Source organism: Spiroplasma endosymbiont of Lasioglossum villosulum (genome assembly GCF_964020195.1).
GTDB classification, from domain to species: Bacteria; Bacillota_I; Bacilli_A; order Mycoplasmatales; family VBWQ01; genus Spiroplasma_E; species Spiroplasma_E ixodetis_A.
Genome location: NZ_OZ026539.1, coordinates 1,337,515 through 1,358,780 on the forward strand (window position 1 = coordinate 1,337,515; position 21,266 = coordinate 1,358,780).

Annotated in this window: 33 protein-coding genes and 1 pseudogene; 9 read left to right on the plus strand and 25 right to left on the minus strand. The window is 26.1% G+C overall.

The features are described 5' to 3' along the window. The 8 genes from AACK81_RS07710 (at position 1) to AACK81_RS07745 (ending at position 4,218) form a co-directional block, all read left to right on the plus strand. Entirely contained in the window at positions 1 to 207 is a 207-nt protein-coding gene (locus AACK81_RS07710) for a hypothetical protein (protein WP_338961185.1), read from the plus strand. Between the two features lie 22 nt (positions 208 to 229). Further along, complete coding sequence (locus tag AACK81_RS07715; RefSeq protein WP_174480864.1) at positions 230 to 484, plus strand: hypothetical protein; 255 nt, start codon at positions 230 to 232, stop codon at positions 482 to 484. An 11-nt stretch (positions 485 to 495) separates the two neighbouring features. Next, complete coding sequence (locus AACK81_RS07720) at positions 496 to 870, plus strand: hypothetical protein (protein ID WP_338961186.1); 375 nt, start codon at positions 496 to 498, stop codon at positions 868 to 870. 2 nt (positions 871 to 872) lie between these two features. After that, positions 873 to 1,070, plus strand: a complete 198-nt coding sequence (locus AACK81_RS07725) for a hypothetical protein (RefSeq protein ID WP_338960392.1) — start codon at positions 873 to 875, stop codon at positions 1,068 to 1,070. Between the two features lie 9 nt (positions 1,071 to 1,079). Further along, complete coding sequence (locus tag AACK81_RS07730) at positions 1,080 to 1,271, plus strand: hypothetical protein (protein WP_338961188.1); 192 nt, start codon at positions 1,080 to 1,082, stop codon at positions 1,269 to 1,271. Between the two features lie 2 nt (positions 1,272 to 1,273). Continuing rightward, positions 1,274 to 2,332: a hypothetical protein gene (locus AACK81_RS07735; protein ID WP_338961189.1), complete on the plus strand. Its 1,059-nt coding sequence runs from the start codon at positions 1,274 to 1,276 to the stop codon at positions 2,330 to 2,332. Positions 2,333 to 2,343: 11 nt separating this feature from the next. Then, complete coding sequence (locus tag AACK81_RS07740) at positions 2,344 to 3,267, plus strand: hypothetical protein (protein WP_338961191.1); 924 nt, start codon at positions 2,344 to 2,346, stop codon at positions 3,265 to 3,267. A gap of 258 nt (positions 3,268 to 3,525) precedes the next feature. Further along, positions 3,526 to 4,218, plus strand: a complete 693-nt coding sequence (locus AACK81_RS07745; RefSeq protein WP_338961193.1) for a hypothetical protein — start codon at positions 3,526 to 3,528, stop codon at positions 4,216 to 4,218. 167 nt (positions 4,219 to 4,385) lie between these two features. Here the strand turns inward: AACK81_RS07745 and AACK81_RS07750 are convergent, their stop codons facing one another. The 10 genes and pseudogenes from AACK81_RS07750 to AACK81_RS08880 all read right to left on the minus strand — a co-directional run. Next, positions 4,386 to 5,234 (minus strand): energy-coupling factor transporter transmembrane component T, encoded by an 849-nt coding sequence (locus tag AACK81_RS07750; protein ID WP_338961195.1) that lies wholly within the window; start codon positions 5,232 to 5,234, stop codon positions 4,386 to 4,388. A 13-nt stretch (positions 5,235 to 5,247) separates the two neighbouring features. Further along, complete coding sequence (locus AACK81_RS07755) at positions 5,248 to 6,126, minus strand: energy-coupling factor transporter ATPase (protein ID WP_281748539.1); 879 nt, start codon at positions 6,124 to 6,126, stop codon at positions 5,248 to 5,250. Beyond that, complete coding sequence (locus AACK81_RS07760; protein WP_252320168.1) at positions 6,102 to 6,944, minus strand: energy-coupling factor transporter ATPase; 843 nt, start codon at positions 6,942 to 6,944, stop codon at positions 6,102 to 6,104. The genes AACK81_RS07755 and AACK81_RS07760 overlap by 25 nt, the downstream gene beginning before the upstream one ends. 200 nt (positions 6,945 to 7,144) lie before the next feature. Continuing rightward, the gene (locus tag AACK81_RS07765; protein ID WP_338961196.1) at positions 7,145 to 8,569 is read right to left on the minus strand and encodes a hypothetical protein; all 1,425 of its coding nucleotides are present in this window, start codon (positions 8,567 to 8,569) and stop codon (positions 7,145 to 7,147) included. Positions 8,570 to 8,758: 189 nt separating this feature from the next. Next, entirely contained in the window at positions 8,759 to 10,393 is a 1,635-nt protein-coding gene (locus AACK81_RS07770) for an ankyrin repeat domain-containing protein (protein ID WP_338961197.1), read from the minus strand. Between the two features lie 266 nt (positions 10,394 to 10,659). Beyond that, entirely contained in the window at positions 10,660 to 11,340 is a 681-nt protein-coding gene (locus AACK81_RS07775; protein ID WP_338961198.1) for a putative mucin/carbohydrate-binding domain-containing protein, read from the minus strand. After that, positions 11,333 to 11,608 carry a M60 family metallopeptidase gene (locus AACK81_RS07780; RefSeq protein WP_338961199.1) on the minus strand — a complete coding sequence of 92 codons (276 nt, stop codon included), beginning with the start codon at positions 11,606 to 11,608 and terminating at the stop codon, positions 11,333 to 11,335. Before AACK81_RS07780 ends, AACK81_RS07775 begins: the two co-directional genes overlap by 8 nt. 203 nt (positions 11,609 to 11,811) lie before the next feature. After that, on the minus strand, positions 11,812 to 12,072 hold the full coding sequence (locus AACK81_RS07785; protein ID WP_338961201.1) for a hypothetical protein: 261 nt from the start codon (positions 12,070 to 12,072) through the stop codon (positions 11,812 to 11,814). Further along, a complete protein-coding gene (locus tag AACK81_RS07790) occupies positions 12,062 to 12,397 on the minus strand; it encodes a hypothetical protein (protein ID WP_338961202.1) in 336 nt (111 codons plus the stop codon). The genes AACK81_RS07785 and AACK81_RS07790 overlap by 11 nt, the downstream gene beginning before the upstream one ends. 18 nt (positions 12,398 to 12,415) lie before the next feature. Beyond that, positions 12,416 to 12,577: pseudogene (locus tag AACK81_RS08880) on the minus strand (hypothetical protein); the annotation flags it as partial. Here AACK81_RS08880 and AACK81_RS07795 point away from each other — a divergent pair. Next, a complete protein-coding gene (locus AACK81_RS07795) occupies positions 12,510 to 12,656 on the plus strand; it encodes a hypothetical protein (protein ID WP_338961204.1) in 147 nt (48 codons plus the stop codon). The pseudogene AACK81_RS08880 and the gene AACK81_RS07795 sit on opposite strands and share 68 nt — an antisense overlap. A gap of 412 nt (positions 12,657 to 13,068) precedes the next feature. Here the strand turns inward: AACK81_RS07795 and rplQ are convergent, their stop codons facing one another. Genes rplQ through AACK81_RS07870 form a run of 15 tightly spaced genes read right to left on the minus strand, consistent with a single transcriptional unit; the run spans position 13,069 to position 21,266 of the window. Continuing rightward, the gene (gene rplQ / locus AACK81_RS07800) at positions 13,069 to 13,434 is read right to left on the minus strand and encodes a 50S ribosomal protein L17 (RefSeq protein WP_252319218.1); all 366 of its coding nucleotides are present in this window, start codon (positions 13,432 to 13,434) and stop codon (positions 13,069 to 13,071) included. A gap of 18 nt (positions 13,435 to 13,452) precedes the next feature. Further along, on the minus strand, positions 13,453 to 14,421 hold the full coding sequence (locus AACK81_RS07805) for a DNA-directed RNA polymerase subunit alpha (RefSeq protein ID WP_338961205.1): 969 nt from the start codon (positions 14,419 to 14,421) through the stop codon (positions 13,453 to 13,455). An 18-nt stretch (positions 14,422 to 14,439) separates the two neighbouring features. Further along, complete coding sequence (gene rpsK / locus AACK81_RS07810; RefSeq protein WP_338961206.1) at positions 14,440 to 14,832, minus strand: 30S ribosomal protein S11; 393 nt, start codon at positions 14,830 to 14,832, stop codon at positions 14,440 to 14,442. Between the two features lie 17 nt (positions 14,833 to 14,849). Continuing rightward, the gene (gene rpsM / locus AACK81_RS07815) at positions 14,850 to 15,248 is read right to left on the minus strand and encodes a 30S ribosomal protein S13 (RefSeq protein ID WP_174480910.1); all 399 of its coding nucleotides are present in this window, start codon (positions 15,246 to 15,248) and stop codon (positions 14,850 to 14,852) included. 24 nt (positions 15,249 to 15,272) lie between these two features. Further along, complete coding sequence (rpmJ, locus tag AACK81_RS07820; protein WP_174480911.1) at positions 15,273 to 15,386, minus strand: 50S ribosomal protein L36; 114 nt, start codon at positions 15,384 to 15,386, stop codon at positions 15,273 to 15,275. A gap of 21 nt (positions 15,387 to 15,407) precedes the next feature. After that, positions 15,408 to 15,728 (minus strand): translation initiation factor IF-1, encoded by a 321-nt coding sequence (gene infA / locus AACK81_RS08885; protein WP_422397550.1) that lies wholly within the window; start codon positions 15,726 to 15,728, stop codon positions 15,408 to 15,410. Next, positions 15,728 to 16,510 (minus strand): type I methionyl aminopeptidase, encoded by a 783-nt coding sequence (map, locus tag AACK81_RS07830; protein WP_338961208.1) that lies wholly within the window; start codon positions 16,508 to 16,510, stop codon positions 15,728 to 15,730. The genes infA and map overlap by 1 nt, the downstream gene beginning before the upstream one ends. Next, positions 16,503 to 17,168 carry an adenylate kinase gene (locus tag AACK81_RS07835; protein WP_281748525.1) on the minus strand — a complete coding sequence of 222 codons (666 nt, stop codon included), beginning with the start codon at positions 17,166 to 17,168 and terminating at the stop codon, positions 16,503 to 16,505. Before AACK81_RS07835 ends, map begins: the two co-directional genes overlap by 8 nt. A 9-nt stretch (positions 17,169 to 17,177) precedes the next feature. Next, the gene (gene secY / locus AACK81_RS07840) at positions 17,178 to 18,536 is read right to left on the minus strand and encodes a preprotein translocase subunit SecY (RefSeq protein WP_338961210.1); all 1,359 of its coding nucleotides are present in this window, start codon (positions 18,534 to 18,536) and stop codon (positions 17,178 to 17,180) included. Further along, the gene (gene rplO / locus AACK81_RS07845) at positions 18,537 to 18,980 is read right to left on the minus strand and encodes a 50S ribosomal protein L15 (RefSeq protein WP_338961212.1); all 444 of its coding nucleotides are present in this window, start codon (positions 18,978 to 18,980) and stop codon (positions 18,537 to 18,539) included. A 9-nt stretch (positions 18,981 to 18,989) separates the two neighbouring features. Further along, on the minus strand, positions 18,990 to 19,694 hold the full coding sequence (rpsE, locus tag AACK81_RS07850) for a 30S ribosomal protein S5 (RefSeq protein ID WP_338961216.1): 705 nt from the start codon (positions 19,692 to 19,694) through the stop codon (positions 18,990 to 18,992). A gap of 18 nt (positions 19,695 to 19,712) precedes the next feature. Continuing rightward, positions 19,713 to 20,063, minus strand: a complete 351-nt coding sequence (gene rplR / locus AACK81_RS07855; protein WP_174480918.1) for a 50S ribosomal protein L18 — start codon at positions 20,061 to 20,063, stop codon at positions 19,713 to 19,715. A 30-nt stretch (positions 20,064 to 20,093) separates the two neighbouring features. After that, positions 20,094 to 20,648 (minus strand): 50S ribosomal protein L6, encoded by a 555-nt coding sequence (rplF, locus tag AACK81_RS07860; protein ID WP_252319239.1) that lies wholly within the window; start codon positions 20,646 to 20,648, stop codon positions 20,094 to 20,096. A gap of 14 nt (positions 20,649 to 20,662) precedes the next feature. Beyond that, positions 20,663 to 21,067, minus strand: a complete 405-nt coding sequence (gene rpsH / locus AACK81_RS07865) for a 30S ribosomal protein S8 (protein ID WP_422397351.1) — start codon at positions 21,065 to 21,067, stop codon at positions 20,663 to 20,665. A 13-nt stretch (positions 21,068 to 21,080) separates the two neighbouring features. After that, entirely contained in the window at positions 21,081 to 21,266 is a 186-nt protein-coding gene (locus AACK81_RS07870) for a type Z 30S ribosomal protein S14 (RefSeq protein ID WP_174480921.1), read from the minus strand.

Consider the following 21,266-nt stretch of genomic DNA (forward strand, 5'->3'; position numbering starts at 1 on the left):
ATGCCTGCTGGATTATCAGCATTATTAAATATGATTGGTGGTGTTGGCCAACAATTATTAAATGCTTTTACTTATATTTTTGGTTGAGTATTTACTACTGGCGATGGTGGAACACTTACAAATTGACCAATGTTAATTTCAATTGTATTTATGGTATTAGTGTTTATCAAACAATTTGTGGGACATATTATTCATGGAACACATTAGTAATTAGAAAGGAAGTAAGCAAATGGTAAAGTTATTTTTTAGTTTGGTTTTTGTTTTACCTTTATTAGGTAGACTTTTACCAGTTGTTAATACATTGGTACAAACTATTTATATGCAGTATTTAAGTTCTTTTGCTGGGTTACATACTGTGACACTTTTTATTAAGTCGTTTTTTTATGATAGTTTATACACTTTACCTTTGCCTATTCTTGCTTTAATAAATGTTAGTTTTGTATTTTATTTAATTTTGGGATTATTTAGATTTACAAGACATTAGGATGTGAAATTATGTTTATACCTTTTATTACAACAGTTATGCAATTATTTGCTTCAATTTTTATGAAGTTTTTTAGTTTTCCACTTGGTGATTTAGGTTTTAATTTGGGTACGTTAATAATATTTTTAATTTTGCTTAGATTTGCATTTAGGGTTATTTTACCCGAATTAATGTTACCAACATTAGGTTTAGGATATGCTGTTAAGTTTATTGATAAAAGTTCTGTTTCTTTGGGTGTTGGTACTGGTCAACAAATTGCTAAGAGTTATCAAAGACGCGTTGAAAAAGTAAAAACAAGAAATAAACAACAAGGTAAGTTTAAAGGTGGTGCTGGTGGTAATAAGTTTACTGGTAGTTCAACTCGTGACTTTGGTATTGGTGATTAATTATGTCTAATTTTGTTCTTAGTATATTGCATTTTATTTTTATATTTTCTAGTAATGATATTAGTATATTTTTAAATCAAACTAATATTACTGATGAAGTTTATATTTTGTTTAATTTGACTTTTTGGTTAGTATTAGGTGTATTTTTTAATTTTATTTATCGTAGTATTAAATTTATTTTTAGGTCATTATTTGGGTAGGTGTTAGTTATGAGTATTTTAGAAATTTACAATAAAATACATCAATGTATTGTTGATTATTGAACTATGTTTATAGGTAATCCAGTTGATGATTTTACTACTATTTTATGAAATTTAGTAGTTTATGGAACACAGTTTTTTATTGGATTTGTTTTATTTTATGGTTCATGGTGAATTTTAAAATGTTTATTTGGTAAATAATTATGTGATTTAAGTTTGCTAAATTATTTTTTGTTGTAAATACTTCTGTTCAAGCACCGACTAGTTTAATTGTTTCAAATGACCCTAATGTTGTTAATTATGATATTACAAAAGAAATGGTTAAACATGTTAAATATCATGATTTTGATGATTGAGCAACAATTCCATGAAATTCTGCTTATTTTGATGTTGACCAACCGGATTTAAAATTAGTTAGTGGTGAATTTATAGGTAATAATGAAGGTTTATATACGTGTTATTATTATAGTGATACAGTTGGTGTTCCGTCACAAATGATAGATATGGGAACTGGTGTTTATACTTTTAATAGAAAACAATTAGATGAATTTTCACGTATTATGTTTAATCATAATTATGTTGCAAAGAATAATACTAATAATTTAAATTTTGTTAATACTGGTAAAAGTATTATAAATTTTCAAACACAGTTAAATTTTGAAATTGATAAACCTTTAAGTTTTTATATTCAAGGTTTTATGTTTTATTTTGAATATGAATATTTTAAAACTTTTACTGCTAATTTTGTTTTTAGTTTTTTAGATAATGTTGGTAATACAAAATATGTTTTTAAAGGTAAAGTTGATAATGATATTTATCAGCAAGATTTATATAATTTTGTTACTATGCCTATTCGTGTTCCAAATTTAAGACATTTAACAGTATTTTTTGATGTTCATGGTGAATCAACTAGACCAACTTTTTCACCACAATTAAATTTTGGTCAAATTAATATTTCTTCAAGTGAGAAAGTTACGCCAGTACCACCAAATAGTCCTTTTAACCCTGAGTATGAACGTGTTAGTTGATATGATGTTTTTGGTCATTTGCGTAATGCTTTTAGGTGAGTACTATATGGTGTTGTTGGTAAAGTTTTACCAGTGGAACCATTAAGAGAATTTTTTACTAAACTTGACGGATTATTGAGACGTATTTTTGATGATACTATTAGTTCTGTTTTAAATGTTGATTTTACTAGTGGTTTAGAACAAGTTTTAACTTTATGAGTATTTTTAAAAGCAGTTGGATTTTTAGTTGGTTAGGAGTTGAAATAATGTCTTGATATGGTTATTTACTTTTAGGAGTTATATTATTAATAATACTTTATCCATTTTTAATAACTAGAAAAAATATAAAGATATTACAACGTGTAGGTAGTTATATTATTTCAGCACCACCACGTACTGGTAAATCTGCCCTTGCTTGTTGTTTAGCACAAAAACATAAAGGTAGGGTAGTAAGTCCTATTCCTATTAAAGTACGTAATGAATATAGTTATCGTTGTTCTTATGATGATGTTTTTAAATTTAATCAATTAAATAGTAATTATGCTTTTAAAGAGAATGATATGCTTGTTTTTGATGAACTAGGTTTAAAAATTAATAGTAATGATTTATCAGCCGAATTTAAAGAAACACAAGAAAGTTTAGGAATGTTTTGTAAATTAATAGGTCATAATTTTAATGGAATTATGTATATGATTGAACAACACCCCGATAGAATACCAAAACAAACACGTGAAAAAGTGGAATATATTGTGCAAGTTAAAAGAATGCGTATTTTGTTATTTTTAGTTAAGTTTAAACTAAATATTTATACTAATGTTGATGATTATAATAAAGTTGTATTATCTAAAAGACAAACAAAGCGAATAATTAAACGTGGTGGATTACCACCTAGTTATAGTGGTGAAACTATGACTTTTAGTTTATGATTTCCTAGGTCTTATTTACAAAGATATAATAGTCGTGCTTTAAATTATATTCATTCGTTAAAGAGTGAATTAAGTACTGTTAAAGAGTATGAACAATCACAAGCATTAGATTTTACTGTTGATGATATTAGAGCAGTAGGATTAGATAAGTTAGATAATATATTACAAACTGAAAAGAAAGAAACTGAAAATACTGTATGCCGTACTTGTTATTATAGAAATAAATATTCTAAGAAAAATAAGAAAGATGTTAAAATAGAATAAACCTATATTTATTGGTCGAAGCCAACCAGAACCTTGGTTGGTTGGCCGTGGCGTTTACGCCACTGGGGTGAGTTGCGAAGCAACTAGGGGCAAAGCCCCTATATACTTGATATATCTTATTAATCTTATTATTAAAACTTTGAAAAAGTTATAATATACATTTTTATGTATCAAAAAATATTATTTTTAATAAATAGCAAAATATATATAATAAAAGTTTAAATAAAATTAACTTTAATTATATTTAGGGGAAAAAACATGAATAATAGTTTAAGTATAGTTACTAAAACTATTTCTTCATTTCAAACCAATGAAGAAATAGTTAATAAACAATCTAAAAAAAGAAAATGACAAAAATATGAACAAAAACCTGAAGTGAAAGCAAAAAAGAAAGAATATAGACAAAGACCCGAAGTAAAAATAAGAATAAAAGAATATGATCAAAAACCTGAAGTGAAAGCAAAAAAGAAAGAATATAGACAAAAACCTGAAGTAAAAGCAAAAAAGAAAAAATATGATCAAATGTGATACCAAAAAAATAAACAAAGAAAGAAAAAATATGATCAAAAACCCGAAGTAAAAGCAAAAAAGAAAAAATATTATCAAAGATCCGAAATAAAAGTAAGAAAGAAAAAATATGACCAAAAAAGATATCAACTTATTAAAGAAAGAGAAAGAGAATTGCAATCCGATCATGTTTCTAGTTCAAAACAAATTTTTGATTTAAGTAATTTTAATAGTGATAATATGTATGATGAACAAGTTATAAAAAATGTATTAAATAATTTAGAATTAGATCAATTAAATTTATTAGATAAAGCTATTGAACAATTGTTAGTTAGTGAAAAAATAGCAAAACAAAATGTTGAATGAAATAACAGTATTGTAGTTACAAGTAACTTTGATAGTGATATTTATGATTATAATTTATCAACCGGACTTACTCCTTAATTAATTTTAATTATTAATATATTTTAAATTTAAATTAAGAATTTTTAATTAAAAAAAATAATAGTGAGTATAAGAAAAAATAAAAATGATAAATATTATGACTCTTGTTGCAAAATTTTTAATTAAATTTAATATTAATAACATTTAAACTAATTCATATACGTTTATTATTGTGAATAATAATCATCAATAAATGGAATTCTTCAAAAAATTTCTGGATGATAAGTATAAGATATAAGAAATGCTAACAATCCTACACCAATAATAAAGAAAAATATATCTTTAAAATCAATATGGTATTGACGAAAACGTGTTCTTTTACCTTGTGGATCATAACCCCTTGAATCCATAGCGTACGCTAAATCTTCTGCTTTTTGAAATGAAGAAACTAATAAGGGAATAATTAATGAAACTAACGATTTAACTTTTTCTTTAAAATGACCATTTTTTAAATCTACACCACGTGATGCTTGCGCTTTTAAAATTCTACCGGCTTCATCTAATAATGTAGGAATTGAACGAAGAGCAATAGAAATAATCATTGAAATAATATGTACTGGAAATTTAATTAATTTTAGTGGTAACATTAAATCTTCTAATGCTAATGTTAAATCTAATGGTTGTGTTGTGGTTGTTAAAATTGTTGTAATTAAAATCATTAAATAAATTCTAAGAACAATATAAATACTAACAAATATAGCTTTATATGATACCTTAATACCATGCCAACGTCAAATCATTCCAACATTAGGGCCATCAGTTAAAAAACAGTTAATTATAAATAAAATAAATGCCATAAATAAAATGGGGCGCATTAATTTTAATAACATCATAAAAGATAATTTTGCACAAAAGAAAATTGTTATGACAGTAAAACCAATAAGAGCATAACCTTCAAAACCAGTATGAAAAAAAAGTGAAGCAATTAAACAAATTAAAACTAATAATTTAATTCTTGGATCTACACGATGAATGATTGAATTTAAAGGTAAATAACGACCAAAACTAACTTTCATTATTTATTACTCCTTACTTTTTATTGCTATTTTTTTTGGATAATATTTTTGATAGCTGGTCAATTAATTCTGAATCACTTCTAGCAGTAATTTTTGATGTATCAAATCCTGCTGCTTCTAATTTATATAAAAAACTATAAATTTTTGGTGGTTCAATTCCGGTTTCGGTAATTAATTTTTTATCTCTAAAAATAGTAATTGGATCTGCTTTTTTATAAATCTGTGTATTATGTAATACAATAACTTCATCAGCAACCATTAGTACATGATTCATATTATGAGTTACTAAAATAATAGTTTTGTTTTCTTTATGATTTAAATCATAAAATAAATTAATTAATTCTTTTTCACCATCGGGATCAAGTCCTGCTGTTGGTTCATCTAAAATTAAAGTATGACCTTGTAATGCCAAAATACCAGCAATAGCAACTCTTCGTTTTTGACCACCAGACAAATCAAACGGACTTCTTGATAAGTATGTTTCGTCTAATCCAACCAAATTAATATATTTTTTTGCTAACTCTCGTGCTTTATCTTTTTTCTCACCAAAATTAACTGGTCCAAACATAATATCTCGTTCAATAGTTTCTTCAAATAACTGATATTCGGGAAATTGAAAGACTAAGCCAATTTGTTTACGTATTTTTTTAATATCACGAATTTTTTTTTGATTAGCCTTAATAATAAAATCATTAATGGCAACTGAACCTGCCATTGGAACTAATAAACCATTAATATGTTGAATCATAGTTGATTTACCACTACCAGTTTCACCAATAATAGCAACTATTTTTTGTTCAACAATTTCAATAGTAATATCTTTTAATGCTTGATATTGATAAGGGGTTTTTGGAGAATAAGTATAACTTACTTCTTTGAATTTAATTGACATAAGCTAGAAATCAACTCCTCTTCACTTAATGTTTCATTAATATTAATCCCCTTATTTTTTAAACCTAACGATACTTTTAAAACAAAAGGAATATCTAAATGAATACTTTGTAAAAACTCTCATTCTTTTAATATTTCAGATGGAGTTCCATAACGAACTAACTTACCTTTATTCATAACAATAATTTTATCGGCATTAATAATTTCATCCATATCATGAGTAATAGAAATAATAGTTTTATTGCGTTGTTCTTGTAATTTTAACATAATTTCTTTAACTTCTCGTTTACCTTTTGGATCAAGCATACTAGTTGCCTCATCAAAAATAATAATATCAGGTTCTAAAGCTAAAACTGAAGCAATAGCTACACGTTGTTTTTGACCACCAGATAATCATAGCGGTTCATGATCTAAATATTTTTCCATACCCACTGCCCTAGAAACTCTGTCAATAATTGCTGGCATATCACTGGGTTCAACTAAATGATTTTCCAAGCCAAAAGCAATATCATCACGAACAGTTGAACCTATAAATTGATTATCAGGATTTTGAAAAACAATACCTAAGTGACGACGTAATTGTTTAATGTTTTTATTAGTAATTGTTTCACCAAATAATTGAATTGTACCTTTTTGTTTGTGTAAAACACCAATAATAATTTTTGAAAGTGTTGACTTACCACTACCATTATGACCAATTATAGTAATATATTCACCATGATTAATATCAAAACTAACATTATCAACAGCGTTATTGTATTCTGGTTTATAACGAAATTCAACATTTTTTAAACTTAATGAAATTTTAGATTTACTCATATTACTTCTAACTCCATTTTAAATATTATGCTAGTAAAATTATAACAGTAATTTTATATATATCAATTTATAATTTATAAAAATTATAAAAAAAGAAAAAAATGAACAATATCTGTTCAAAATTGAAGTAAAATTATTGTTCATTTTCTAATAAAATTTAGTTTATAAATTAAAGTTATATAAATTTCTATTCTATAAAATTAATGTAAAGAAATATCCGGATTTTTAGAATTTTCTTTTAATAAAGAATCATTTTTTGTTACTTCTTCTGTTGATTTCAATAATTTGTCACTTCAACTTTTAGATGAGCTGGGTACTGCTGATGAAGTTGAAGGTTGCGGATCATTATTTGAAATATTATTTTTTGATAATTTTTCTAGTTCTTTTTTAATATCTTTTAATTCTCGTTTTTTTTCTTCTATTTTTCTTGTTGTTTTACCATGATTATTATAACAACCACAGCTCATAAGTAATCAAAATTTATTTCAAAAATCTTTTAATTTTTCAGCTTCTAATTTCCTAATTTCCGCTTCTAAAGATTTTTCTTTTCTTTGATAATATCCTAATGTAAGTTTTTGTTTACTAACTCTATAAAGTTTAGTAAATGGTTTATATATACGTTTAAATCATGGTTTTGCATTTTGCTGAGTAGAAGTAACATTTTCTTCTGGTGAAATTATTATTGATTCTTCTAATGAATTATTTTTTATTCGTTTTAAGACATCTTTTTTTTCTGTAATTTCTTTGACAATTTTTATAGAAGATTTTTCAAGCCTACATATTGTCAAAAGTAAACTTAAAATTTTTGAATTAATATTTGCTTCATCTATAACCACTATATTTAGTTTATGCTGTAATTCATATATTTCACAAATTCTCTTGTTTTTTTTGATCTCCGATTCTGCTATTTTAACTTCATTTTCTGTTTTTTTATTTGAATATAATTTATGATTTGCTTTTATTAATTGTTCTTTATTTTCTAAAATAATTTGTTTATGTTTAAATTCTTCAAATTCTAATAATGTTATTTCTTTCTCTTTTCTTTTTAAACTAGCAGATAAATTAGCAATTTTTAATCTTACTTCTAATATTTCATTTTCTTTTTCTTTAATCAAAAGATTCACATTAGTATCATCATCAACTATGGTTTCTTTTAATTTACCTATTTCTTCTTCCATTTCTTTCTCATTTTTTTTGAATTTTTCTAATTCATTTATTATTTCTTGTTCATTTTCTTTTAATTTTGTTATATTTTCTTGTATTTGTTGTTGTTGCTTTTCTTCTACTTCAACTTTATTTTCAATTTCTTTTCTTAAGTTTTCTAATTTTATTAAATCTTTTTCTTTAAACTTTACCTCTTTTTCTTCATATTTAATATTTTTTTCTTTTTTTTCCTTTAATTTATTTTTAATTTCATTTAAAACTATCTTAAGTTTTTTAATTTCTTTACTTAAACCTTCTTTTTCATCATTAATATTTAATTTTAGTTTTTCTCATTTTTTTATTTCTTTTTTTTCATTTTTAATTTGATTATCATTTTCTTTGATTTCTTTTTCAAAGGCTTTAATTACTTTTTTTATTTCTGAACTTTCTTTTTTACGGTTTTCTTGTTCAGTAACTGGCATCAAAATCTTCCTTTCAAAATAAAAAAAATCGATTATTTTTTTAAAAAAAAATAATGGATTGAAAACTATATTTAGTTTTTCATCTATATTATATATAAACTTTATTGAATATATATTATACTTGCTAGATAACACTTTTAAATTTTTATAAAATATTTAAGAATTATTAAAAAAGTTTATTTTTAAACACTAAAATCTTGTTGTATAAGAAAAAGTATCAGTAATTAAACTATCTGGAAAATTATTATTAGATTCTCAAATTATACTGTCTACATCACTTGTATCATCATTACTTAATAAGGAAACAGTATCAACCTCATCATAATAACTATTAGTATCAGATATATTAGTATCAGATATATTATTATCAATAATAACTTCAACAAAACGTTCAAATTTAATATTTTTACTTAAGAGATAATTTTCTATTAAATTCATTACTTTAATTTTATCTTTTCTATTACTTTTTTTCACAATTAAATCATATGCAGTTAATCCAGTTTTATCTTTTATTGTTAAATCAATATTAGGTATTTGTAACAGTTCTTCTATTACTTCAAATCTAGAATAAAGAACTGCTTGATGCAAGGGAGTATATCCTAAATTATTTTGTATATTTATTTCACCACCTGCGTTTAATACTAATTTTAATAATTCAACATTAGATCTTAGTACACAATCATGAATTGGACTATCTCCTTCAGTGTCCTTAGAATTAATTTGATCATAAGATAAAATAGAAAGCAATGTTTTTACAATTTCTTTATAATTTTCAACTAAAATTTTAGTTCTACTGTCCTTTATACCCATATCATTATTTGATATAAATCTAAAGTAACCTAATGGATTAACTCAAGGCATTCCCTCTTTAGGTAAGCCCGTTGTGTCAACACTAGCACCTACAATTGCACATTGTAAAGGAGTACCAATTTTTTCTGCTACATAATTTATTAATGATTGATCATTTAATTTTTGTATTAATAATTTTACAATATCTACATTTCCAAAAAGTGTTGCTATATGGAATATATTTCATCCTTTAATTGAATTAATATTTCAGTTAGGATCTAATGATTTTCATAATTCATTATTAGTAAACAATAAATTAACATTAGAATTATTAATTAAAAATTCAATAACTTCATTATCAAATTCACCATATTTGATAAAACGTTTGGCAGCATATTCGAAAGCACATTCAATAGGTGTTTCTCCATTTTTATTTTTATTATTAATTAATTCTTTATTAATTGATAATAAATATTTTAAAATATCAATTTGACCATTATTTGCAGCAATATGAAAAAGATTACTCTCATTATCAATTATTTCTTCTAAATTAATAATATTAGTTAATAATTTTATACCTTTAATATTTCCTTCTTCAATTAATTTTTTTGCTAATACAAAACTTAATTTACTTTTAAATAAAATTGAATCATTAACTTTAAATAATTTTACTAATTGTTCCTTTTCATCATTCATAATAAGAAAATTAGCACATCTATAACTAATATTAATATGATAATTATTTACTATTATATTTTCTAATTCTTCTAAAAACAATTCTAGCTTTTTTAATTCTGCAGAATCTTTTAAACTATCTCCATCTTTAGCATATTCATAGTTAATTAATCTTTCTTTTATTATTTTAAGATTATCTTGTAATTTTAATTTTATCTCTTCTATAATTTTAAAATTTTCTAGTTCTTTAAAAGATTTATCAATAAGTTGATAAGTATTAATTTTTTCTTGAAATATTTTTTTTACATTCTTAATAAATATCTCTATATCTAAATTACTAATATTTTCTATAGATATCATCTTTCATTTTCTCCTTTTTATTCAAATTAAAAGTAAAATTTAATAAACATAAAAGAAACTAATATAGATAAAATATCCATATTAGTACTAAACATTTATTAAATTATGAATTAATAATATCATAAAGATTTTCTAACTTTATATAATTTTAAAAAATATATAAAAAAACTAAATTTTACTATATAAAAGATAAAACCAAAAAAATCAAAATTACTATGTCATAAAAATAGAATTTACTATTAATAATAAATTCTATTTTTATTCTTTTAACTTATATTTTTTTTAATTAGTTTATCATCACTAACAACAAACTCTACATTCTTTGTTGTTGAAGAAACTCATTCACCAACACTTGGATCAAAATAAAGTCCTCTTTTTGGTTCCATAAATCAAAATATAATCATATAATTATTTTTATAATTAATCTCATTAAGATCATCAAAAACCGATGTTGGATCCTTTCCTACTGCCACTTTTTTATAAATTGAATTACCATTAGCATCTTTAATAGTAATTTTTATATAATCACTGCCTCCATAACCAATATTAAATTTTTCATTATTACCACTGATGAAAAATGTTTTCTTAGTTTTATTTAAATTAATAATTGCTCGATATTGTGTTAAGCCCTGTCCCATTCCTTCTAATAATATACTATTTACAAAATTTAATTTCACTGGAATTTGATATTTATTACCAACAAAATCTTCATTTCTATCTATAATTACAAAATTAGTATCAATACTTTTTTTATCAAGAAAATCAGGTTTTTGATAAGAAATATCTTTAACACTTTCAACTTCTAAATTATCTTCCATCATAATATTTTCTTTAACTTCATTTTTTAAAATTTCATCACCAATACTTTTTTCTAAAAAACTAATAACTTTTACTTCTTGCACTGGTTGATAACTTCGCAATTCATGTTCAACAATAGCATTATCCATAATGACCATCAAAGATATTATTTCAAATCTCTTTTGTTAACTTTGGATATTTACTTACAATTTTTTCAGTATCTTCATCAGTTTTAATTCCTCATTTAGCAAAGAATGGAATTAGATTTCGATTAGCTATTTTTGAAGTCATTTGAATAAAAAATTGTTTTTTTAATTCATTATCAGTTGGTAATAACTTATCATCTAATAATCGACAAGATTGATTTAAAGTTGAATAAAATCATTTTCCAAAAGCTTGATCTAATTGTCAAAACATACCTAATTTAACAAAAAGTGATTGTTTATCAAAATTTTTATCAGCATTTGAATTTAAAATAAATTCTTTAATATCTTTATCAGCATGTTATTTAATTAAGTTATTTTGAAATCCAAATTCTCTTTCAACTCAAAGTGCACTAATATTTACTGTAACTTCAGTTAGATCATTTCATTTATAACGCGGATTTTAAAATGTGTGTCCTATATCTCATGTCATATATATCAACCCTCATTAGGCTTCTTCTTAAATAATGCTTTTCCAGCACCAGTAACTTGTTGAATAATAATATGATAGTGTGTTGCACTAGCATATCCTGCACCAGTATCAGGATTTGTAATATGGATTTTATTATTAACTTTTCGAGCAATACCATTATATTCTAAATTTAATCCACTAACCATACTTGTTAATTCATAAACTCTATCTAAACGAGTAAATGTTTCATTAATATTATACTTCATCTATTCATAATTCTTTTGCAAGTTCCATTTGGAATGTTCCAAAAACATGTTCTCCAATAATTTCAACAAATGGTGATTCTATATTATCATATAACATTTGTTGAAATTCTTCATTTGTTGTTGTATCAACAACAAATGTTGGATCTTCTATTGGATCTTCAACAATAATTTTAGCAAATCGTGAATTAATATTATTATTTAATATTTCATTATATTTTTTATTTATTATTTTACTAGCAACAAATGTTGGATCTTCTACTTCTGATTCAGCAGTAATTAATACTATATAATCAGTATTTTCACTTTTATTATATAGATATAACATACCTTCTATTTCAGAAATAATAGTTTGATTTTCTTCATTAATAACATACTCTTTTGGTTTTAAACTTTGACCATCATTTAAATTTTTATAACTTCCTCATTGTCCAATAAAAATGTTAAGTAAAGATTCATCATTTTCTAATAATTTTATTGTTATTTTTGATCCTTTAACTACAAAAATTCCTGTTGGAGTAAATTTAGAATGATTAAGTACTCTTTGTTCCTTAGTAAGATTTCTTCAACAATACCTTGTGCATTAGCAACAATCATTTTTTTCATTTTTTTCTTGTTTATTTGAGATAAATATTTAAAAATTACTATATCTATTAAATTTCTTTACAAAAATAATTTTAATTATTGACTGATATTTTTTTGATAATTATTGTTTTATATACAAATAATCCAAATACTATCCCAATCAAATATATAAGTTTTACTTTTTATTAAAGAAACTAAAAACTCCTTATAAAAATAAGGAGTAATAATCTATAAATTGTTATAAAATAAAACTTATATATAATATAACATTGAAATAATAAAAATACCATAAAAAATATTTATCAATAATTGTATTAAAAAATACAATTTTATTTAAAATTGTCAACATATAAAAAAGAGAAAACATAAAAATGCTTTACTCTTTCCAAAATTTTCTTGCTTTAATATTTTTAACTAAACAAAAGTAATTAATACCATTGGTGCATTATCACCAGTTCTATTATCTACTTTAATTAACTTTGTATATCCACCTTTACGGTCTTTATATCTTTCAGCAATATTGCCAAATAATGTTGGAATAACACCATCCTTTGGATGCTCTTTAGTTGTAATTTTACGTAATTTAGCAATTGCCATTCTTCTTGAATGCAAATCACCACGTTTAGCTAATGTTACTAAAGGTTCAATAAATGTTTGTAATCTTTTTGCTCTTTTTTCTAACAAAACTAATTTTCCATGAACAATTAATTCACTTGCTAAATTACGGATTTCAGCATCTACTTTAGCACTATTTCTTCCGATATCGTTAATATATGACATTTTTTCTTATCCTCCTTCTTAGTTTTTAATAGAAAACTCTAAATTATGTTTTGATACACAATCTTCAATTTCTTTAATTGATTTTGAACCTAAATGTTTAATTTGTTTAATTTCATCTAAACTTTTACTTACAATATCACCCAAAGTTTTATAACCATCACGTTTTAAACAATTGTATGAACGAACAGTTAAATTCAATTCTTCTAAGGCTTTGTTTAAATCATTATTTTCTTGCTCATTAGTAATTGAAATAACTTCAAAGTTTTTAACATTATCATCTAAATTAACAAAAAATTCAATATGACTCATTAAAATTTTAGCTGCCATTGCAATAGCTGATGCTGCTTTAACTGAACCATTAGTTTGTACACCAAGAATTAATTTTTCATATTCAATACCTTTTAATGTTTTAGTTACAGGTTCAATTTTATAATCAACTTTTTCAACGGGTGAAAAGTTTGAATCAATAGCAATAATGCCTGAACTATTAGCAATTTCTTTTTTATTTTCCTCAAATGAAGAATAACCACGAGATTTCTTTACCATTAATTCCATTTCAAAAAGAACATTTCTTGAAGTTGTTCGAGCAATAATTAATTCTGGATTAACTACTCTAACATCAGTTGGACAAATAATATCTCCAGCAGTAATATCTTGTTCACCAGTAATACTAATTTTTAAATTAGCAATTTTTTTGTCCTTTTGAATATCACCATCAAAGGCTAAAACTAAGTCCTTAACATTTAAAATTATTTCAGAAACATTTTCAATTACACCTTTAACTGCAGTAAATTCATGAGATACACCACTTATTCTAATTGCATATACAGAAATACCTGGTACTGAAGATAATAATGTTCTTCTTAAGGCATTAGCTAAAGTTGTTCCATAACCACGTTCTAATTGACTCACAATAAATTCACTGTAATTAATAGCACTATTTTCACTGTTTAAACTAAATTTTGGTTTTAAAAATTGTTGTTCCATGTTTTATTTTCACCTACTTTATTTTCTTGGTTTTTTTGGTGGACGACAACCATTATGAGGGATTGGTGTCACATCATTTAAATCTTTGATTTCAAAACCTACTGCTTGTAAACTACGAATTGATGGTTCTCTTCCTGGTCCTGTTCCATTAACAAAAACACTTAAAATTTTAACTCCGTGTTCCATAGCAGTTTTACCTGCAGCTTCAGCTGCTAACTGTGCTGAGTGAGGAGTTGATTTACGAGTTCCTTTGAAACCTACTGCTCCAGCACTTGATCAAGAAATAACATTACCATTAAGATCAGTAATAGTAACAATAGTATTATTAAAACTTGCTTTAATAAATGCTTTTGCTTTAATAAAATTAGGATTAACTTTAATTTTTTTCTTTACTGTTGTTTTTATATTCATTATTTTTTTCCTCCTAATTAACTTGCTTTTTTCTTGTTAGCAACCGTTTTACGTGGTCCCTTGCAAGTTCTTGCATTAGTTTTTGTTGATTGTCCTCTGGCTGGTAATCCTTTACGATGACGAATACCACGATAACATCCAATTTCCATTAATCTTTTAATGTTTAAAGACACTTCACGTCTTAGTTCACCTTCAGTTTTATATTTCTTTTCAATTAATTGACTAATTGAACTTAATTCTTTTTCTGTTAATTCATTAATTTTTTTAGTTTCTTCAATTTTTAGTTCTTTTAATATTTCTGAAGATTTGCTGCGACCAATTCCATAAATTCTTGTTAAACCAATTACTGTATGTTGATTTCCAGGAATATTTACTTGCGCAATTCTTCGACTTGCATTGTTAGTATTTGATGTCATATTTATTTTTCCTCCTTAATATTTCTATCCTTGACGTTGCTTATGTTTAGGATTTTCACAAATGATTACATTACGTTTTTTACGTTTGATTGGTTGACATTTGTCACAAATTTTTTTAACTGATGCTTGTACTTTCATCATTTTCCTCCTGTTAAACTATTAGTTTTCTTTGTTTTCATCATCTTTATTTATCGATAAATGTGTAGTAGCCATTCTGTTACGAAAAGTAATTCGTCCTTCAGTTAAATTATAAGTTGATAATTCAACTTTTACATGATCACCTTTGATAATTTTAATTTTATGTGTTTGCATACGACCCGATGGTCTTACAATAGAAGTAAAGTCATATTCATTCAACTTTACTTTAAATCTAGCATTAGGTAAAACTTCTATTACTATACCTTCACATTCAATAGTACTATCATTAGTTTTTTTTACTTTTTGAACTTTGGGTTTAACTACTTGTTTTGGTTTAGCCATTAATTACATTCCTCATTATTTTTTTGATTTTCATTAAATATTGTTAGTACTTCACATCCATCATTAGTTACTAGGATAGTGTGTTCAAAGTGAGCAGTTTGTTGTTTATCAGCAGCAACTACTGTTCACTTATCACTTAAAACCAGAATTTTATCAGTTGTTGTTTGAACCATTGGTTCAATACAAATTGTCATTCCTGACTGCAATTTTATTCCGGTGTTGGGCTTACCAACATTAGAAATAGCTGGGTCTTCGTGGAGTTTTTTACCAATACCATGCCCAGTATATGATGTTGGTAAATAAAAGCCTTCGCTTTCTACATAAGTTTGAATGGTGTTACTAATATCACCAATTCTAACTCCTGGTGCAATAATTGCTATTGCTTTATTTAATGACTCTTTAGTCACATTAATAAGTTTTGCTTGTTCTGGTGTTGGTTTACCACCAACACACATTGTAAAGGCAGCATCTGCATGATAACCATTAACAGCAGCACCAACATCAATTTTCACAATATCATTCATTTTAAAAGGTTTATCATTAGGAATGCCGTGAATTAATTGTTCATTAACTGAAACACAAATCGTGGCAGGAAAACCATGATAATTTAAAAAAGAAGGTATAGCATTATTTTCTTTAATAATTTGTGCTACCACTTTATCAAGCATTTTACCAGTTATTCCAACTTTTATTATCTTTGCTAACTCTTTATGAATAAGTGCTACAACTTGACTAGCGGCTTTGATATTTTGAATTTCACTTTGACTTTTAATGCTAACCATTATTTTTATTTCCTTTTAATGATGATAAATATGATTTAATTTGTTTTTTAATATCACTATTATCTTGGTTGGCATCCACCGTTCTTAACAGTCCACGTTCTTGATAAGAATCTACCAATGGTGCCGTTGCTACTTTGTAAGTTTTTAAACGATTGATAATTGTCTTTTCATCACTATCATCAATTCGTTTAATTAATTTTACCCCATCATTATCACAAATACCAGTAATCTTTGGTGGTAGGAAATTAAGATTATAAATTGCTTTACATTGAGGACAAGTAACTCTTGAAGACAAACGTTTAATAACTGTTTCTTCATTAATATCTAGATACAATACCATTGAAAGCGTTTCATTCAAACTTGTTAATACTTTATCTAATGATGCTACTTGTGAAATTGTTCTTGGATAACCATCAAGAATAAAATTATGTTTAATATCTTTTAAAGTATTACTAATAATCTCGTTTGTAATCTCATCAGGAACATATTGACCCTTATTAACATAAGTTTGAGCTTTTTTACCTACTGGTGATTGTTTTGTGATTTCATCACGAAACAAATCACCAGTTGATAAATGCATTAAATTATATTGTTCTTTCAGAAACTGTGACTGTGTCCCTTTCCCTGATCCTGGTGGACCTAAAATAATTAAATTCATCGTTACCCCCTAAGACCATAAGTGTTCTTTAACATCTTTGTTTTCCTTATAATTTAAGAATGAATGTTGAGTAATTCGTCCCTTAATTTGTTTTGTTGTATCTAGTGCTACTCCAACCATAATTATTAATCCAGTTCCACCAACTGCTAATGAAGAAGGTAGATTAGTAAATTTAGAAATTAAAAATGGGGTTACTGCAACAGCAGTTAAGAAAAAGGAACCAATTGTACTTAAACGATTTAACATTCTTTTAATATAAATTTCTGTTTCCTTCCCTGGCTGAATACCAGGAATATAAGTTCCTGATTTTTGAAAATTCTTAGCCATTTGTTCGGGATTAATTTGCACTTGTGCATATAAAAAGGTAAACATAATCGTCATTATAGCAAAAATACTAATTCCCGGCCACGACTGTAAAGATAAATAATTTCTAGCAAAATTAGCAAAACCACTATTTTGATCAACAATTTGCGCCACTGTCATTGGACCAGTAATTAGTGCCGAAGAAAAAATAACAGGAATTACTCCAGCTGAGTTAACTTTTAAAGGTAAATAAGAACTTTTATCACCCTTTAAAGTTAAACCACTACCAGTTTGTTGAATTGGTAAGTGTCGCTCTGATTCACTAAAGAATACAACAACAAGAATAATCAGTAGGAAGGCTGCAAAATAAAGAGCAAATTTTAAAGTCCCTTGAAAAATAACACCATTATTAGTATCTGGTCCTACTCAATACTTAAAAGTTGAAGCTAAGTTAAATGGTAAATTAGCAGCAATTCCACCAAAAATAATTAGTGAAATTCCATTACCAATACCACGATTAGTAATCTGATCAGCCATTCATAATGATAACATTGTCCCTGCTAGTAAAATAGCTGGAATCAATACATAATAGAAAACTTCTGGTCCAGCTGCTCCCGATCCCGAACTTCAATCAACACTAATAATATGTTGAGATTGTAAACCAAAGATTGTGGCAAAACCTTGCATAATAGCAAAGGGGACAGTTAATACTCGATTCATTAACTCTAATTTTTTCTTACCTTTTTCTCCTGATTTAGCTCATCTTGTTAAGGTAGGAACAACATCAGTTGATAATAACTGCACAATAATTGATGCAGTAATGTAAGGTGACACTCCAAGTGCAAAAACAGAAAATCTGCTAATAGCACCACCACCTAACATTGAAATTAAATTAAAGAATTCAATACCACTACTATTACTGCTACTTAAATCTTCATTCAAAGTTACTCCTGGAACTGTAATAAATGCTCCAACACGAAAGATAAATAAAATAAAAATGGTAAATAAAATTCTAATTATAACTTCTTTATACTTTTTTATTAATTCACGGGTTGTTGTGAACACTTAGATCACCTGCGCTTTTCCTCCGACTTGTTCAATAGCAGTAATTGCTGATTTTGAAAATTTATGAGCTTTAATTGTTTTTGGTGTTGTTAATTTACCTTTACCAAGAACTTTAATACCATCTTTTTTACTTCTAATCAATTTTAATTGAAATAAAAGTTCAGGTGTTATTTCATGCTCTTTAATTAAATCAATTTGTTCTAAGTTAATAATACTATAATTGGTTGTAGTAAAGTTAGTAAACCCTCGTTTTGAAATACGACGATATAGTGGTGTTTGTCCTCCTTCAAATCCGGGTCTTGTTCCACCACCGGTACGGGCATTTTGTCCTTTTGTCCCTTTACCAGCCGTTTTACCTTTTCCAGATGAAGTTCCTCTACCTAAACGTTTAATGTCTTTACGAGAACCTGGTGTTGGTTTTAAGTTATGTAATGTTGTTTCCATAATCCACCTCTAACCATTACTACGCTTAGTAGTAAGATTTTTATTTTTTATAAAATATTGTGCTGGTTTAACATTGCCAAGACCTGCAATTGTTGCTCTAGCTAAATTAATTTTATTTCTAGATCTAAATGCTTTTGAATAAATATTATGAATACCAACTAATTCTAAAATATCACGAGCAGATCCACCAGCTTTAATTCCGATTCCTTCTTTAGCTGGTTTTAATAAAATTTCACTTCCACAATATTTACCTTTAACTTCATGAACAATAGAATTATTGTTTTTAGTTATCGTAATTGTTGTTAAATTTTTGTGAGCAGCTTCAATTGCCTTTTTAATTGCATCAGGAACTTCATTGGCTTTAGATATACCAAAACCAACTACTCCTTTACCATTACCAATAGCAACAGCAGCAGAGAAACGCAATCTTCTTCCCCCGGTTGTTACTTTGTTAATTTTTCTGATTCAAATCACTTTTTCAATAAATTCACTTGGAGTTTTTGGTTTACGTTCAAAATTTTTACGTGGTTCACGAACTTTATTTTCTTTTTTATCATGGCTATTTCTTGGTTGTGATGAATTAGTATGTCTAATTTTATTTTCATTACCAGTAGGATTTTTTACTTCTGCTTTAACAGAAGATTTTGCTACTGATTTTTGAACTTCAGTATTTTCTTTATCATCAATAATTGTTTTTTTATTTTCTAAACTCATACTTTTAATTCTCCTTTTTTAGAATTCTAATCCAGCACTACGCGCTGCTTCTGCGAATGCTTTCACTTTACCATGATATAAATATCCACCACGATCAAAAACCACTTTTTTAATTTTTTTCTTAATAGCTAAATTAGCAATTGTTTCTCCAAGTTTAGTAGCAGCATCTATATTGCTTTTTGATGCTAAATCTTTAAATGTTAATGTTGATACACCAATAATTGTATTTGAAGCAGTATCGTCAATAATTTGAGCATAAAAACTATTATTAGATTTAAAGATATTTAAGCGTGGTCTTTCACTAGTACCCATAATTTTACTACGAATACGATAATGACGAACTTTACGAGCTTGTTGTTTATTAATCATTTTCTATTCTCCTTAAGTGCCAGTATAAGATTATTTACCTTTACCAGCAGCTTTTCCTTCCTTACGACGAATGTGTTCATTTTTATATTTGATTCCTTTACCTTTATATGGTTCTGGTTTACGGAATTTACGAATTTTGGCTGCAACTTCTCCAATTAATTGTTTATCAATACCACTAATTTGTAATACTGTTGGTTTAGGAGCAACAATGGTAATTCCTTGCGGAATTTCAAACTTAATAGGATGAGAATATCCTAATGTTAAATTTAAGATATTAGCTTGGACAGCAGCACGATATCCAACACCATTTATTTCTAATTCTTTCATGAAACCTGTTGATACACCAACTAACATTCCATTAATTAATGAATTAGTTGTTCCGTGAAGTTGTTTATTTTTTTTGTTATCATCAGGTCTTGTTGTAGTAATTGTTTTTTTCTCTTCATCAACGTTAATTTTAATAACATTTGGTAATAGTTTTTTTAAAGAACCTTTTGCTCCTGTAACAGTTAACAAGTTACTTGCATCTAGCGTTATTGAAGTATTTACTGGAATGGTAAGGATACGGTTACCAATACGTGACATATAGAGTTTCCCCCTTATCATACATAAGCAAGAACTTCGCCACCAAGACCAAGTTTTTTTGCTTGTTTATTTGTCATAATACCTTTTGATGTAGAAATGATTGCAATTCCATAACCATTTAACACACTTGGTAAGTCTTCACATTTTGCATACATTCTTAATCCTGGTTTAGATATTCTTTTTAAACCAAGAATTGGACTTTTACCAGTATGAACTAATAAAAGTTCTAATTTAGGTTTGCTAGGATTTTCTTTAGTAACACGATATTTTTCAATATAACCATTTTTTTGCAAGATATCGGCTATCTTAACTAGTTGTTTTGAAGAAGGTACACTAACTACTCGATTTTTACTGCTATCCGCAGCGCTAATAGCATTACGAATAACTGTTAAAATATTACTTATTGGATCTGTCATCATAATTATATACCTCCTATCATGATGCTTTTCTAATACCAGGAATTTGTCCTTGGTATACTAAACCGCGAAAACAAATACGGCATAACATAAATTTACGAATAACCGCATGAGGACGGCCACACTTTTGACAGCGTGTATATGCTTGCGTACTAAACTTTGATTTACGGGCTTGTCTTACTTTTAATGAAGTTTTTGCCAT